Origin of the sequence: Pseudomonas sp. HLMP (assembly GCF_046365545.1) — a bacterium.
GTDB classification, from domain to species: Bacteria; Pseudomonadota; Gammaproteobacteria; order Pseudomonadales; family Pseudomonadaceae; genus Aquipseudomonas; species Aquipseudomonas guariconensis_B.
Genome location: NZ_JBDLLR010000001.1, coordinates 364,239 through 378,326 on the forward strand (window position 1 = coordinate 364,239; position 14,088 = coordinate 378,326).

At 66.8% G+C, this 14,088-nt stretch carries 13 protein-coding genes; 5 read left to right on the forward strand and 8 right to left on the reverse strand.

Going from position 1 to position 14,088, the window contains the following annotated elements:
- Positions 1-93: 93 nt before the first annotated feature.
- The 4 genes from coaD to ABFA30_RS01855 all read right to left on the reverse strand — a co-directional run bounded on the left by coaD (position 94) and on the right by ABFA30_RS01855 (position 4,232).
- The gene (coaD, locus tag ABFA30_RS01840; RefSeq protein ID WP_225787574.1) at positions 94-573 is read right to left on the reverse strand and encodes a pantetheine-phosphate adenylyltransferase; all 480 of its coding nucleotides are present in this window, start codon (positions 571-573) and stop codon (positions 94-96) included.
- Positions 574-684: 111 nt separating this feature from the next.
- Positions 685-2,283 carry a GMC family oxidoreductase N-terminal domain-containing protein gene (locus ABFA30_RS01845; RefSeq protein WP_410045100.1) on the reverse strand — a complete coding sequence of 533 codons (1,599 nt, stop codon included), beginning with the start codon at positions 2,281-2,283 and terminating at the stop codon, positions 685-687.
- Between the two features lie 19 nt (positions 2,284-2,302).
- A complete protein-coding gene (locus ABFA30_RS01850; RefSeq protein ID WP_225787572.1) occupies positions 2,303-2,788 on the reverse strand; it encodes a twin-arginine translocation pathway signal protein in 486 nt (161 codons plus the stop codon).
- A 13-nt stretch (positions 2,789-2,801) separates the two neighbouring features.
- Positions 2,802-4,232, reverse strand: a complete 1,431-nt coding sequence (locus ABFA30_RS01855) for a coniferyl aldehyde dehydrogenase (protein WP_253079854.1) — start codon at positions 4,230-4,232, stop codon at positions 2,802-2,804.
- A 155-nt stretch (positions 4,233-4,387) separates the two neighbouring features.
- Between ABFA30_RS01855 and ABFA30_RS01860 the strand changes: the two genes are divergently transcribed.
- Positions 4,388-5,053 (forward strand): TetR/AcrR family transcriptional regulator, encoded by a 666-nt coding sequence (locus ABFA30_RS01860; RefSeq protein WP_225787570.1) that lies wholly within the window; start codon positions 4,388-4,390, stop codon positions 5,051-5,053.
- A gap of 37 nt (positions 5,054-5,090) precedes the next feature.
- On the forward strand, positions 5,091-5,945 hold the full coding sequence (locus ABFA30_RS01865) for a sulfurtransferase (protein WP_225787569.1): 855 nt from the start codon (positions 5,091-5,093) through the stop codon (positions 5,943-5,945).
- A gap of 67 nt (positions 5,946-6,012) precedes the next feature.
- Here the strand turns inward: ABFA30_RS01865 and ABFA30_RS01870 are convergent, their stop codons facing one another.
- From ABFA30_RS01870 to ABFA30_RS01885, 4 genes are all read right to left on the reverse strand, one after another.
- The gene (locus tag ABFA30_RS01870; protein ID WP_253100287.1) at positions 6,013-7,005 is read right to left on the reverse strand and encodes a hydrolase; all 993 of its coding nucleotides are present in this window, start codon (positions 7,003-7,005) and stop codon (positions 6,013-6,015) included.
- 92 nt (positions 7,006-7,097) lie between these two features.
- Complete coding sequence (gene rsmD, locus ABFA30_RS01875) at positions 7,098-7,700, reverse strand: 16S rRNA (guanine(966)-N(2))-methyltransferase RsmD (RefSeq protein ID WP_225787567.1); 603 nt, start codon at positions 7,698-7,700, stop codon at positions 7,098-7,100.
- A complete protein-coding gene (locus ABFA30_RS01880) occupies positions 7,700-9,196 on the reverse strand; it encodes a M16 family metallopeptidase (RefSeq protein ID WP_253090977.1) in 1,497 nt (498 codons plus the stop codon). Before ABFA30_RS01880 ends, rsmD begins: the two co-directional genes overlap by 1 nt.
- Positions 9,189-10,544: a M16 family metallopeptidase gene (locus ABFA30_RS01885; RefSeq protein ID WP_410045101.1), complete on the reverse strand. Its 1,356-nt coding sequence runs from the start codon at positions 10,542-10,544 to the stop codon at positions 9,189-9,191. The genes ABFA30_RS01880 and ABFA30_RS01885 overlap by 8 nt, the downstream gene beginning before the upstream one ends.
- Before the next feature lie 232 nt (positions 10,545-10,776).
- Between ABFA30_RS01885 and ftsY the strand changes: the two genes are divergently transcribed.
- Genes ftsY through ftsX form a run of 3 tightly spaced genes read left to right on the forward strand, consistent with a single transcriptional unit; the run spans position 10,777 to position 14,023 of the window.
- Positions 10,777-12,333 (forward strand): signal recognition particle-docking protein FtsY, encoded by a 1,557-nt coding sequence (ftsY, locus tag ABFA30_RS01890; RefSeq protein ID WP_410045102.1) that lies wholly within the window; start codon positions 10,777-10,779, stop codon positions 12,331-12,333.
- A complete protein-coding gene (ftsE, locus tag ABFA30_RS01895) occupies positions 12,330-13,001 on the forward strand; it encodes a cell division ATP-binding protein FtsE (protein ID WP_225787563.1) in 672 nt (223 codons plus the stop codon). Before ftsY ends, ftsE begins: the two co-directional genes overlap by 4 nt.
- On the forward strand, positions 12,998-14,023 hold the full coding sequence (gene ftsX / locus ABFA30_RS01900) for a permease-like cell division protein FtsX (RefSeq protein WP_225787562.1): 1,026 nt from the start codon (positions 12,998-13,000) through the stop codon (positions 14,021-14,023). The genes ftsE and ftsX overlap by 4 nt, the downstream gene beginning before the upstream one ends.
- The last annotated feature ends 65 nt before the right edge of the window (positions 14,024-14,088 follow it).

Here is a 14,088-nt window from a genome sequence, read left to right on the forward strand (position 1 = left end):
GCTCGAGGCCCGGGCATGTTTCAAACCAATGGGCACAATTGTGCCGCATTCGCGCCCGCAGTGCACGCGGGCGCGACGTTCAGGCAGGGGGCATCACTTCCTGAAGCGTTCGCTCAGGGCGTCGGCCACCACCGGATGAACGAACTTGCTGATGTCGCCACCCAGCGCGGCGATCTCCCGGACCAGGGTCGAAGAGATGAAGGAGTAACGCTCCGACGGCGTGAGGAACAGGCTCTCGACATCCGGTGCCAGTTGGCGGTTCATGTTGGCCAGCTGGAACTCGTACTCGAAGTCCGATACCGCGCGCAGGCCGCGCAGCAGCACATTGGCGCCCTGTTCCTTGGCGAACGCCGCCAGCAGGGTGGAGAAGCCGATGACTTCGACATTGGGCAGGTGCTTGGTGACCTCGCGGGCCAGCGCGACCCGTTGCTCCAGGGGGAACAGCGGATTCTTCTTCGGGCTGGCCGCCACGGCGATGATCACGTGGTCGAACAGGCGCGACGCACGTTCGACCAGATCGCCATGGCCTTTGGTAATGGGGTCGAAAGTACCCGGGTACAACACTCGGTTCATCGCGTCATCCTGGCTGGAGTGCGTTGGGGAGTCGGATGGTAGCGCAGGGACTGCGCCCGGCCAAGTCACGCGGCCGAATGATGGCACTATAGACAGTGCGGATAATCGTTGTCATGCGCCACGCGCCAGGCGGGTAGCCAGCGCCTCGCCGAGCCGGGCGCTGATGGCGTAGACCGACAGTTGCGGGTTGGCACCGATGCTGGTGGGGAACAGCGAACCGTCGTGGATCGACAGGTTCTGCAACTGGTGATGCCGACCCAGGCTGTCGCACACCGCTTGACGCGGGTCCTCGCCCAGCGCGCAGCCGCCCATGACATGGGCGCTGCCCAGGCGGGTGTGAAAGGGTTCCAGGCGCAGGCGCTCGATCAGTGCCTGGGCCTGGCGCAGGTCGTCGACGTAGCGTGCATCCCCATGTACCGGCATCACCTGGGCGGTGCTGGCGGCGAACTGGATCTGCGCCATGCTGTGGTAGGCCCGGCGCAGGCCGTCGCGCAGGTAGTCGGTGAGCGGGTAGTCGAGCACGGGCGAGCCGTCGCTGCGCAGCTCCACCTGGCCGCCCTGGCTCTGCGGGTGGAAACCGTCGCGCAGCAAGGCCAGCATCATGTGGGTATGCGGCAGCTCGGCCATGCGCTGGGCATTCTCCAGGCCATGCCCGCCCAACAGGGTACTGGCCAGGGCCGGGTGCAGCGGCGGCACCTCCAGCTTGTAGCCAATCGGGCCGTCGACACCCTCCAGCCACTGGAAATGATCGCTGTAGATGGACTGGGGCGCGCCGTAGAAAGGGTCGATCCGTTCGGCGAACCGCGCCACGCTGAAGTTGACCAGGTGCAGGAAGGTGCGCTTGCCCAGGCGCTGGTAAGGGTCTGGCGCTGCCGAGCGCAGCAGCAGGGCAGGGCTGTTGATGCCGCCGCCGGCCAGCACGTAGTGGCGAGCGCGGACCCGTACCTGGCGCCCGTTGGGATGTACGCCTTGGCTGTCCAGGGCCTGGCAGAGCAGTTCGCCAATGCGCTCGCCGTCGTGCAGGAAGCGCTCGGCCCGCGCCAGGTAGAGCAGTTCGCCGCCGTTGTCGAGGGTGGCCGGGATGCTGGTCACCAGCATCGACTGCTTGGCGTTGACCGGGCAGCCCATGCCGCAGTAGCCGAGGTTCCAGCAGTCGCGCACGTTGCGTGGGATCACCGCCCAGTGGTAGCCGAGGGCTTCGCAGCCGCGCCGCAGTACCTCGTTGTTGGCGTTCGGCGGGACGGCCCAGGGGCTGATGCCCAGGCGTCGCTCCAGGCGTTCGAACCAGGGTTGCAGGTCTTCGCTGCCCAGGCCTTTCACCCCGTGCTCCCTGGCCCAGTGGCCGAGGGTCTGTGGCGGCGTGCGGAAGCTCGAGGTCCAGTTGACTAGCGTCGTCCCCCCCACGGCTCGACCCTGGAGGATGGTGATGGCGCCGTCCTTGCTCATGCGCCCCAGCCCTTCCTGGTAGAGGCTGGCGTAGGCCTCGTTCTCCAGCAGGTGGAAGTCGCTGCTGGTCTTGAGCGGGCCTTCCTCGATCAGCAGGACCTTGAAGCCGGCGGCACTGAGTATTTCCGCAGTGGTGGCGCCACCTGCGCCGCTGCCGATCACGGCGACGTCGGCTTGCAGGGTCAGGTCTTGCTCCAGGCGCGAGGCATCATGGGTGATCCAGCCTTGTTCCAGGCCTTGGCGAAACGGGTCGGCTACGGGCATCGGGGAGGCTCTTGTGGGATCAGATGTTCGGAGGGCCGGGGTAACCACAGGCCGCCCAGGCTTCGGGGCGCTCGTACCAGGCCATGAGCAGCAGTTGCAGCAGCGAGGCGTGGCCCATGCGCAGCAGGTTCAGCGAGCTGTCCTGCCAGCGCGCGAGAAAGGCGCTGACCTGTGCGGGGCTGGCGTTCTCCCAGCGGCCCCAGACACCGGTCAAGGGCCCGCGGGTCAGCGGCAGGTTGAGCACGTCGAACAGTTGCCGGGTGAGCTTGAGCATCGCCGGCGACAGCGCCGCCAGCTTGTGGTCCAGGCTGTGCAGGACCAGCGTCGGCGACGCTTGGGTGCCGGCCAGCACCACGGGAATCAGGGCATGCAGCAGCGGCAGGTCGTCGTCGCGCAGCGTGCTGAAGCCCGGCGCGCTGGCCTGTGGCGAACAACCGACCAGGCTGGCGCCGGCCAGGAAGACGCTGGCGCCGAGGCTGAACTGGAGCAGGTCGCGGCGGTGCATGGGGGCGCCTCGCTCAGCGGATGAACAGCTTGTAGACCAGGCGTTGCAAGGCCTTGCCGTAAGGCGGGTAGATCAATCGGGCGGCGTTGAAGCGCTGCTTGGCCAGCACCGCCTTGGCCTTGCTGAAGGTCAGGAAACCCTCGTGCCCGTGGTAGTGCCCCATGCCGGATGGGCCGATGCCACCGAAGGGCAGGTCGTCCTGGGCCACATGCAGCAGGGTGTCGTTGAGGCAGACGCCGCCGGAATGGCTATGGCGCATGACATGGTCCTGCTCGGCGCGGTCGTAGCCGAAGTAATAGAGCGCCAAGGGGCGCGGACGGTCGTTGATGTAGGCCAGGGCGTCGTCGAGGCTGTCGTAGGGCACCAGCGGTAGCAAGGGGCCGAAGATCTCCTCCTGCATCACCTGCATGTCATCGTTCACATCCAGCAGCACATGGGGCGGCAGGCGCCGGCCCTGGCGAGGTTCGTCAGGGTAGAGGTCGAGCGCTTGGGCACCTTTGTCGCGGGCATCCTCCAGCAGTCGCTCCAGGCGCTGCAATTGCCGCGGGTTGACGATGGCGCTGTAGTCCGGGTTGTCGCCGATGCGTGGGTACAAGCGGCGCACGGCACGCCGGTAGGCATCGGCGAAGGCTCCCAGGCGTTGGCGTGGGACCAGTACATAGTCGGGGGCGACGCAGGTCTGGCCGGCGTTGAGGGTCTTGCCGAAGGCGATGCGCTCGGCGGCGGTGTCCAGCGGCACGCTGGCCGAGACGATGGCCGGCGACTTGCCGCCCAGCTCCAGGGTCACGGGGGTCAGGTTCTGTGCGGCGGCGAGCATCACGTGGCGGCCGACGGCAGTGGAGCCGGTGAACAGCAGGTGGTCGAACGGCAGGCGGGAGAAGGCCTGGCCGACTTGCATGTCGCCGAGCACGACACTGACCAGGTCGCCGGGGAACACTCGCTCCAGCAATGCCTTGAGCGCTTGCCCGGTGGCCGGCGTGGCTTCGCTGAGCTTGAGCATCACCCGGTTGCCGGCGGCCAGGGCGCAGGTCAACGGGCCGATGGCCAGGAACAGCGGGTAGTTCCACGGCACGATGATGCCCACCACCCCCAGCGGCTGGTACAGCACCCGGGCGCTGGCCGGCTGGAAGGCCAGGCCGACCCTGCGCCGCGAAGGTCGCATCCAGCGTTGCAGGTGACGCTCGGCATGGCGCAGGCCCTGTACCGATGGCAGCAACTCGGCCAGCAGGGTTTCGTCGGCGCTGCGGCCTGCGAAGTCCTGGTCGATGGCTTCGACCAGCTGTTGCTGCCCTGCCAGCAAGGCCTCGCGCAGGCTTTTCAGCCATTGCCGGCGTTGGGCCGCCTCGGGCATGGGGTGGCTGGCGAACGCCTGGCGCTGGGCAGCGAACGTCGCGGCCAGGTCGGGGTCGGAATACACAGGAGGCAAGGCGATCGGCGAAGTCATGGCGGCTCCACGAAAGGGGGCTGTTATGACTAGAGCCTATACTCTAATTTGCGCGCTGGCGCGAGTTTTTTGCGCCCTGGCACAGAACGGTGCATCCCTTGGCAGATACACCTTAAGATGGGCGATCATTGAAGTACGCAGACTTGGAGCTGAGCATGGCCCCGCGCATGAAGACCCGTGAGCGCATCGTGCAGAACAGCCTGGAGCTGTTCAACCAGCAGGGCGAACGCAGCGTCAGTACCAACCACATCGCCGCGCACATGGAAATCTCGCCTGGCAACCTGTACTACCACTTCCCTAACAAGCAGGCGATCATCGCCGTGCTCTTCAGCCAGTACGAAGCGCTGGTGGACAGCTTCCTGCGGCCTCCCCAGGGGCGCACCGCGACGGTCGAGGACAAGCGCTTCTACCTCAAGGCCCTGCTGGCGGCGATGTGGAACTATCGCTTCCTGCACCGCGACCTGGAGCACCTGCTCGACAGCGACCCGGAACTCGCCGCCCGTTACCGGCGTTTCTCCCAGCGTTGCCTGCAGCAGGGCCAGGCGATCTACCGGGGCTTCGTCGAGGCCGGGATCCTGGCCATGGATGCGGCGCAGATCGAATCGCTGACCATCAACGCCTGGATCGTCCTGACCTCATGGGTTCGTTTTCTCAGCACCACGCGCGAACATTCCGCGCACCTGGGTGAAGAAGCCTTCAAGCGCGGCGTCTACCAGGTACTGGTGCTGGAACTGGGGTTCGTCACCGCCAGTTCGCGCGCTGCCGTGGATACGCTCTGCGAGGAGTTCCACGTACCGTTCAACCAGGCCCTGGAGCAGTGACTCCAGGGCCTTTCGTGCCATCGATCAGGAGATTGTCATGCCCCTTGCGCAATTGATCACCCCGCAGCAGTTGGCCGACCGCCTGGAGTCGCCGGGGTTGGTGATCCTCGACTGTCGTTTTGCCCTGGAGGATGTGGATTACGGCCAACGCAGCTATGCCGAGGGGCATATCGCGGGGGCGCACTTCGCCGACCTGGAGCGGGACCTGAGCGGGCCGGTGGTCAAGGGCCGCACCGGGCGCCACCCGCTGCCGGATCCGCGACGGCTGGTCGAGCGCCTGCGCGAATGGGGCATGGACAACGACAGCCAGGTGGTGCTGTACGACGATGGCCCCGGCGCGTTTGCCGCCCGCGCCTGGTGGCTGCTGGCCTGGCTGGGCAAGCGCGATAACGTTTTCATCCTCGATGGTGGCCTCAAGGCCTGGCATGCCGCCCATCTGCCGCTGAGCCTCGATCCACCGGTCAAGCGCGAGGGCAGTTTCACCGGTGAGCCGGACATGAAGCTGCTGATCGACGCCGAGCGTCTGGCCAAGCGCCTGGGGCAACCGGAGTTGACCCTCATCGATGCCCGCGCGCTGCCGCGTTTTCGTGGCGATGTCGAGCCGATCGACCCGGTGGCCGGGCATATTCCGGGGGCCCAGTGCTTGGCGTTCACCGACAACCTGGGGCCGGATGGCCACTTCCTGCCGGCCGCGCAGCTCAAGCAGCGTTTCGACGAGGCACTGGCAGGGCGGGCACCGGAACAGCTAGTAGCCTATTGCGGCTCGGGGGTGACCGCTTGCCACAACCTGTTCGCCCTGGCGCTGGCGGGGTACCCGCTGGGGCGGTTGTATGCCGGGTCGTGGAGCGAGTGGATCAATGATCCACAGCATGGCGTGGCGAAAGGGGACTGAGCTTTCGAGGTCTTCGTCATCTGTGAAAGCAGGTAGTTCTGGCAGGCAGTGGGGTGTCAGGGCTGTTCTAGGCGCCCTCTGCCAACCATTGCGCAATCCTCCGCTCCAGGTAATACCCCGGATTGCGCAGGCTGCCATCGACGAACCCCACATGCCCGCCTCGCTCATGTAGCTCCAGATGCGTCTGTGCCGCCAACTCGCTGGCTGCGGGCAGGCTGTGGCCGGACACGAACGGGTCGTCGGTGGAATGGATGATCAGTGTCGGCGTCCGGTTCTCGCCTAGGTAGTAGCGGCTCGACGAGCGCCGGTAGTAGTCATGGGCATCGCTGAAACCATTCAACGGTGCGGTGACCTTGCCGTCGAAATCCCAGAACGTGCGCAGGTTGCGTAACGGCCCCAGGCGCTCGAGCGCCGCCAACCCTTCGTGATGGCCGCTCTCGCGAAAGTGCCGCTGCTTCTGCTGCACATAGGCAAGCATCTCGCGCATGAAATGCGCCTGGTAGACCTTGGAAAAACCCTGGCCGATGCGATCGGCGCACTGATCCAGGCGAAACGGCACCGACACCGCCACCGCGGCCTCCAGTTGGCTGGTCGTACCGCTCTCGCCCAGGTACTTGAGCAGCACATTGCCGCCCAGCGAATAACCGACCGCATACAGCGGCGCCAGCGGGCGCTGGGCGCGCAGGTGGCGAATGGTCTCGGCCAGGTCTTCGCTGGCGCCGGAGTGGTAGCTGCGCGGCAGCAGGTTCGGCTCGCCGGAGCAACCGCGCCAGTTGACGGCGACGCTGGCCCAGCCACGGGCCTGCAGCGCCTGCTGCAGGCCTTTGACGTAGGGGGAGGCGGACGAGCCAGTCAGGCCGTGCAGCACCAGCACCAGCGGGGCGGCGGGCTGGTGTGGGCCATGCCAGTCCAGGTCGAGGAAGTCGCCATCGGCCAGCCACAGGCGCTCGCGGGTGCGCTGCAGGTCGGGGAGCTTGCGCCACAGCGGCCCCCACAGGGTCTGCAGGTGGGGGTTGGACAGGCCGGTGGCCGGACGGAAAGTGGCGTTGAGGCTAGGCATGCTGGGTGACCCCTGTTGTGCCTGCCTAGCTTGACATGAATCGTCGCCACTGTACCTGCGCTATTGGTCGCAGCCGTGCCTGCCGCTGGACGTCAGCCGCGCTGCCAGAGCGCGTAGTGCACCTGGCCGGTCTTCTTTTCCCGGTGCAGGCGCCAGTTGCCAGGCATCGGCAGGGTAGAGGGCGCAGCTTCGCTCTCGGTGTAGATCCAGGCCTGTTCACGCAGCCACTGGCCGTCTTCGAGCAGGTTGCAGGTGTTGGCCAGCAAGTCCTGATGGAAAGGCGGGTCGAGGAATACCACGTCGAACCGCTGCTTGGCCGGCCCTTGCAGGTAGCGCAGCGCGTCGGTCTGCAGGATCTGGCCGCGGGGGCAGCGCAAGACCTCCAGGTTGTGCTTGAGGTTGGCGATCGCTGCCGGGTTGCTGTCCAGGGCCACAGCGTCCTCGGCTCCACGCGACAGGGCCTCCAGGACCAGCGCCCCGCTGCCGGTGAAGGCATCCAGCACCTGGGCGCCCTCGATATACGGTGCCAGCCAGTTGAACAGGGTTTCGCGGACCCGGTCGGGGGTCGGGCGCAGGCCGTCTCCTTCGGGTACCGTCAGGCGGCGGCTGCGCCACTCGCCGGCGATGATGCGCAGGTGGCCCGGGCCCTTGCTGGGCCCTTGGCCCGGGTGGGCGGGTCTGGATGGCTTGGCCATTAGTGCTCCGGTACGCCGAGCGGTTGCTCGGCGGGTTTGTCAGTGAGCGGTGGCAGCGGTTTCTGCGGCACCTTCGGGCCGGCCGTGACGATCACCAGCTTGTCTGCCGACAGGTGCTTGTTCATGGCCGCCTTGACCTGCTCGACAGTCAGGTCCTGGGATTGCTGCATGAAGTCCTCGAGCCAGGTCAGCGGCAGGTTGTAGAAGCCTATCGCCCCCAGTTGACCGACGATACTGGCGTTGCTGGCATTGGACAGCGGGAAGCTGCCGGCCAGTTCGCGCTTGGCGTCGTCCAGCTCTTGCTGGGTCGGGCCATGTTCCAGGTAGTCGGCGAGGATATCCTGGACCAGCTTGAGGGTGCCTTCGCTCAATTCGGCGCGGGTCTGCAGGTTGATCATGAATGGCCCGCGCACCTGCATCGGGCTGAACACCGAATAGACGCCATAGGTCAGGCCACGTTTCTCGCGGACCTCGCTCATCAGGCGGGTGCCGAAGGCGCCGCCGCCAAGGATCTGGTTGCCCAAGGAGAGGGCGGCCCAGTCCGGGTTCTGGCGGTCGATGCCGAGCTCGGCCAGCATCAAGTGGGTTTGCTTGGAGGGGAAGTCGATGTGGGTCAGGCCCGCCTTGGGCTCGACAGGCTCGGCCGGCTTGGGCAGGGCCGGGCCCTTGGGCAGGGCAGTGGAAACCTGGGCGGCGATGGCCTCTGCTTCGTCGCGGCTGAGGTCGCCGACCAGGGCGATCACCGCGTTGCCGGCCGCATAGGCCTTGGCGTGGAAGGCGCGCAACTGCTCCAGGGTGATTCCGGGGATGCTCTCGGCGGTGCCGTCGCTCGGATGGGCGTAGGGATGATCGCCGTACAGCTTGGCGAACAGCGCCTTGCCGGCGATCTTGCCGGGGTTCTGCTTCTCGTACTCGAAGCCTGCCAGCAGTTGGTTCTTGATGCGCGTGAGGGCATCGTCCGGGAAGGTCGGTTTGCCCACCACCTCGGCGAACAGCTTCAGCGCCGGCTCGCGCTTGTCGGCGGCACTTAGGCTGCGCAGGGTGGCCACCGCCATGTCGCGGTAGGCGCCGTTGCCGAAGTCCGCCCCCAGGCCTTCGAAGCCTTCGGCGATGGCGGTCACGTCCTTGCCGGCCACGCCTTCGTTGAGCATGGCGTTGGTCAGGGTGGCCAGGCCTGGCGTGTCGCCGTCCTGGCTGCTGCCGGCGGCGAAGGTCACGCGCAGGTCGAACATCGGCAGCTCGCGGGCTTCGACGAACAGCACGCGGGCGCCTTCGGCGGTATTCCAGCTCTGGATGTTCAGCTGGCGCCGGCTGGGCGCCTTGCCGTCCAGCTCGGCCAGGGACTGCAGGGTGTTGGCCGGACGGGCGGCGGTGCTGTCGGCCTGTGCCACGTTGTCCGACTGGGCTGGGCGGGCCAAGGCCATGGCCAGGGCCACCACCAGCACGATGATGCCGAGGCCGAACAGGGTGTAGCGAGTTGCGCTGCGGTCACTCATGGGCGGACTCCTCGGGCAGTACATGGGCAACGCTCAGGCGTTCGCGGGTGAAGTAGGTGCGGGCGGCGTCCTGGATGTCCTGCGGGGTCACGCGCTTGAGCTCGTCGAGTTCGCTGTCGATCAGCTTCCAGGACAGGCCCACGGTTTCCAGTTGGCCGATGGTGGTGGCCTGGCTGCTGATGGAGTCACGGTCGTAGACCAGGCCGGCGATCACCTGGGCGCGCACGCGCTCGAGCTCCTCGGCGCTGGGCGGCGTGGTCTTGAGTTCGTCGAGCAATTGCCAGATGCCTTTCTCGACGTCGGCGAGGGTCTTTTGCTTCTGTACGTTCGGAGTGGCCGAGACCAGGAACAGGCTGTCGCCACGGGTGAAGGCGTTGTAGCTGGACGAGGCGCCGGCCACCAGCTCCTGGCCGCGCTCCAGGCGGGCTGGCATGCGGGCGCTGTAGCCGCCGTCGAGCAGGGCGGAGATCAGGCGCAGGGCATGGACGCTGCGTGGGTCCTTGGCGGTGGCCAGGCCTGGTACGTTGAAGCCGTAGATCAGGCTTGGCAACTGGGTGCGCACATGCAGGGTCAGCTGGCGCAGGCCGGGTTCGGCCAGCTCCAGCGGCAGCTTGGCCGGCGGCACGGCGCGCTTGGGAATGGCGCCGAAATACTTGTTGGCGAGGCCCTTGACCTCGTCGACGCTGACATCGCCGACCACCACCAGGGTGGCGTTGTTCGGCGCGTACCAGGATTCGTACCAGTGGCGCAGTTCCTCGACCTTCATGCGCTCGAGGTCGGCCATCCAGCCGATGGTCGGGGTATGGTAGCCGCTGGCCGGGTAGGCCATGGCGCGGAACAGCTCGAAGGCCTTGGCATTGGGCTGGTCGTCGGTGCGCAGGCGGCGCTCTTCCTTGATCACCTCGATCTCGCGGCTGAACTCGTCGGCCGGCAGGCGCAGGCTGGCCAGGCGGTCGGCCTCCAGCTCCAGGGCCACCGGCAGGCGGTCGCGGGCGAGGATCTGGTAGTAGGCGGTGTAGTCGTCGCTGGTGAAGGCGTTCTCTTGCGCGCCGAGGTCGCGCAGGATGCGCGAGGCCTCGCCAGGGCCGACCTTGGCGCTGCCCTTGAACATCATGTGCTCCAGGGCGTGGGACAACCCGGTCTGGCCCGGGGTCTCGTAGCTGGAGCCGACCTTGTACCAGATCTGCGAAACCACCACCGGGGCGCGATGGTCTTCGCGCACGACCACCTTCAGGCCGTTGTCGAGGATGAACTCGTGGGTGGGCTGCGGATCGGCGGCGAGGGCCGCGAGCGGCAGGCAGAGCGCGCTGAGCAACAGACCAGCGGCGCGGCGGGCTAGAGCATTCATACGTTGGTTAACCTGTACGGCGGCCCGCTTGGCTTAGCGTCGGCGGGCCAGGAGGTGCTAGGATACTGATCCGGTTGCCTGGCGACCATGCCTGTCGCCGTTCTGGCCCACAGGCCACTTCGACAAAACGTTGCGCATGAACCAGCCGGATCCAAGAGAGTCTGTTCTGCGTTACCAAGAATTTCCGATGCGCCGTTGATGGCCCATCGCTACCCTGAGATAGCCGTCTTCCATGTTTGGTTCCAACGACGACAAAAAAGCGCCGGCCGAGGCTGGTGAGAAGAAAGGCCTGTTCAGCTGGTTTCGCAAGAAGCCGCAGCAAGCTGTCGCCGAACAGCCGCAATCCCCTGAGCCTCAGGCTGCCGAGCCGGTAGCGCCGCAGGCGCCTGTCGAACAGCCTGCTCCGGTCGCCGAGGCGCCGGTCGTGGCTCCAGCCCCTGTCGAGTCCGCACCTGCCGCCGCGCCGCAGCCCCCTGCTGGCGCGCCGGTGCTGCCTGTCGCCGAGGATCAAGCCCTGGCGGCCCCTGTGGGAGCGGGCTTGCCCGCGAACGAGGCCACGCCGTCGCCAGCGCTGGCGGGCAGCGCCTCCCAGCCTGCCAGCACCCTGACCCTGCCAGTCGCCGAGGAGCCTGTGGCCCTGGTCCCAGACCTGGAACCCAGGACGCCCCCCGTCATTCCCGAGCGCCCGGCCCCTGAGCCGGAGCCGGCTGAGGTTCGAACCGAGCGCCCCGAACCCGTACCGGTCGCTGCGCCGGCGCCTGTCGAACCTGTGCCCGCGCCGGACGCTGTGCCGACGCCCGTCGAGCCTACCCCCGAGCCGGTCGCTGCTGCGCCCGCTGGCGCCGCCGAGCCTTCCAAGGTCGGTTTCTTCGCCCGCCTCAAGCAGGGCCTGTCCAAGACCAGCGCCAGCATCGGCGAGGGCATGGCCAGCCTGTTCCTTGGCAAGAAGGTCATCGACGATGACCTGCTCGACGAGATCGAGACACGCCTGCTCACCGCCGATGTCGGCGTGGAGGCCACCTCGACCATCGTCCAGAACCTGACCCAGAAAGTGGCTCGCAAGCAGCTGGCCGACGCCGATGCGCTGTACAAGTCGCTGCAGGAGGAGCTGGCCGCCCTGCTGCGCCCTGTGGAACAGCCACTGACGATCCAGTCGCAGGGCAAGCCGTACGTGATCCTCGTGGTCGGTGTGAACGGCGCGGGCAAGACCACCACCATCGGCAAGCTGGCCAAGAAACTGCAGCTCGAAGGCAAGAAGGTCATGCTGGCCGCTGGCGACACCTTCCGCGCCGCGGCCGTGGAGCAACTGCAGGTGTGGGGCGAGCGTAACCAGATCCCGGTGATCGCCCAGCACACCGGTGCCGACTCGGCTTCGGTGATCTTCGACGCCGTGCAGGCCGCCAAGGCCCGTGGCATCGACGTGCTGATCGCCGATACCGCCGGTCGCCTGCACACCAAGGACAACCTGATGGAAGAACTGAAGAAAGTGCGCCGGGTCATCGGCAAGCTCGATGCCGAGGCACCCCACGAGGTCCTGCTGGTGCTGGACGCCGGCACCGGCCAGAACGCCATCAGCCAGGCCAAGTACTTCAACCAGAGCGTCGAACTGACCGGCCTTGCCCTGACCAAGCTGGACGGCACCGCCAAGGGCGGAGTGATCTTCGCCCTGGCCAAGCAGTTCGCCCTGCCGATCCGCTTCATCGGCGTCGGCGAAGGCATCGACGACCTGCGTACCTTCGAGGCCGAGCCATTCGTCAAGGCTCTGTTCGCCGAGCGGGAGCATCCATGATCCGATTCGAACAGGTTGCCAAGCGCTACCCCAACGGCCATGTCGGCCTGCACGAACTGAGCTTCCGGGCGCGCCGGGGCGAGTTCCTGTTCGTCACCGGCCACTCCGGTGCCGGCAAGAGCACGCTGCTGCGCCTGCTGCTGGCCATGGAGCGTCCGACCAACGGCAAGCTGCTGTTGGCCGGGCAGGACCTGGGCCAGATCAGCAACGCCCAGATCCCGTTCCTGCGTCGGCAGATCGGCGTGGTGTTCCAGAACCACCAGTTGCTGTTCGACCGCACGGTGTTCAACAACGTCGCGTTGCCGCTGCAGATCCTAGGCCTGTCCAAGCCCGAGATCGCCAAACGGGTGGACTCGGCCCTGGAGCGAGTGGCCCTGGCCGACAAGGGCGAGCTGTTCCCGGCCGACCTGTCCACCGGCCAGCAACAGCGGGTCGGCATCGCCCGCGCCATCGTCCACCAGCCGGCCCTGCTGCTGGCCGACGAGCCGACCGGCAACCTCGATCCGCGCCTGGCCGCGGAGATCATGGGGGTGTTCGAGGACATCAACCGCCTGGGCACCACGGTATTGATCGCCAGCCATGACCTGGCGCTGATCGCGCGCATGCGGCACCGCATGCTGACCCTGCAGCGCGGTCGACTGATCGGCGATGGGGAGGCCGGGCAATGAGCACTACACGTACGCCGAAGGTTTCCGAGCGCGTCGCGCCCAAGGCCGCCGACCCGCAGCCGGCGAAAAAACGCGCAGGTCACGACGACGACGGCCCAGATTTCCGTACCCTGCTGCACGCCTGGCTGGAAAGCCACCGGGCCAGTCTGGCCGACAGCCTGCGGCGCCTGGGCAAGCAGCCGATCGGCAGCTTCTTCACCTGCCTGGTGATGGCGGTGGCGCTGAGCATGCCCATGGGGCTGTCGCTGCTGCTGAAGAACGTCGAGAAGCTCGGCGGTTCCTGGCAACGTGCCGCGCAGATCTCCCTGTTCCTCAAGCTCGACGCCGGTGGCAAGGAAGGCGAGGCCTTGCGCGACGAGATCAAGGGCATGCCTGGCGTGGCCGATGCCCAGTATGTCAGCCGCGAACAGGCGCTGGAGGAGTTCCAGCAGCAGTCCGGCCTGGGCGAAGCCCTGCGCGAGCTGCCGGAGAACCCGTTGCCCGGCGTGGTGGTGGTGACCCCGACCGAGGTCGACAAGCCGGCCCTGGAAGCCCTGCGTCAGCGTCTGTCGGAGCTGCCGCAGGTCGAGGTGGCGCAGTTGGACCTGGTGTGGGTGGAGCGCCTGGCGGCGATCCTCAAGCTGGGTGACCGTTTCGTCTTCGGCCTGGCCGTGCTTCTGGTTTCGGCCCTGCTGTTGGTAATTGGTAACACAATTCGCCTGCACATCGAGAACCGCCGCACCGAGATCGAAGTGATCAAGCTGGTGGGCGGGACCGACAGCTACGTGCGCCGCCCCTTCCTCTATATGGGGGCCCTGTACGGCCTGGGCGCGGGGTTGCTGGCCTGGGGGATCCTGGCGTTCTCCCTGGACTGGCTGAACGATGCGGTCATAGGGCTCTCCGGGCTGTACGGCAGCGACTTCGCCCTGGGCGGCGTGCCGGGTTCCGATGGTCTGTCGCTCTTGATCGGGGCCGTGCTGTTGGGGTATATCGGTGCATGGATCGCGGTCGCCCGCCACTTGAACGAGTTGGCGCCTCGATAATGTTTTCTGGCCAGCATTGACTTTTTTCTCAGTCTGGGAACTTGTTTCTTGGTTTCCGGTCAATG

What these genes read in the sequence shown, in the direction of transcription:
- ABFA30_RS01860 (WP_225787570.1), top strand. Translation starts at nt 4,388, where the DNA reads ATGGCCCCGCGCATGAAGACCCGTGAGCGCATCGTGCAGAACAGCCTG.
- ftsX (WP_225787562.1), top strand. Translation starts at nt 12,998, where the DNA reads ATGAGCACTACACGTACGCCGAAGGTTTCCGAGCGCGTCGCGCCCAAG.
- coaD (WP_225787574.1), bottom strand. Translation starts at nt 573, where the DNA reads ATGAACCGAGTGTTGTACCCGGGTACTTTCGACCCCATTACCAAAGGC.
- ABFA30_RS01870 (WP_253100287.1), bottom strand. Translation starts at nt 7,005, where the DNA reads ATGCCTAGCCTCAACGCCACTTTCCGTCCGGCCACCGGCCTGTCCAAC.
- ABFA30_RS01885 (WP_410045101.1), bottom strand. Translation starts at nt 10,544, where the DNA reads ATGAATGCTCTAGCCCGCCGCGCCGCTGGTCTGTTGCTCAGCGCGCTC.
- ABFA30_RS01865 (WP_225787569.1), top strand. Translation starts at nt 5,091, where the DNA reads ATGCCCCTTGCGCAATTGATCACCCCGCAGCAGTTGGCCGACCGCCTG.
- ABFA30_RS01880 (WP_253090977.1), bottom strand. Translation starts at nt 9,196, where the DNA reads ATGAGTGACCGCAGCGCAACTCGCTACACCCTGTTCGGCCTCGGCATC.
- rsmD (WP_225787567.1), bottom strand. Translation starts at nt 7,700, where the DNA reads ATGGCCAAGCCATCCAGACCCGCCCACCCGGGCCAAGGGCCCAGCAAG.
- ftsE (WP_225787563.1), top strand. Translation starts at nt 12,330, where the DNA reads ATGATCCGATTCGAACAGGTTGCCAAGCGCTACCCCAACGGCCATGTC.
- ABFA30_RS01855 (WP_253079854.1), bottom strand. Translation starts at nt 4,232, where the DNA reads ATGACTTCGCCGATCGCCTTGCCTCCTGTGTATTCCGACCCCGACCTG.
- ABFA30_RS01845 (WP_410045100.1), bottom strand. Translation starts at nt 2,283, where the DNA reads ATGCCCGTAGCCGACCCGTTTCGCCAAGGCCTGGAACAAGGCTGGATC.
- ftsY (WP_410045102.1), top strand. Translation starts at nt 10,777, where the DNA reads ATGTTTGGTTCCAACGACGACAAAAAAGCGCCGGCCGAGGCTGGTGAG.
- ABFA30_RS01850 (WP_225787572.1), bottom strand. Translation starts at nt 2,788, where the DNA reads ATGCACCGCCGCGACCTGCTCCAGTTCAGCCTCGGCGCCAGCGTCTTC.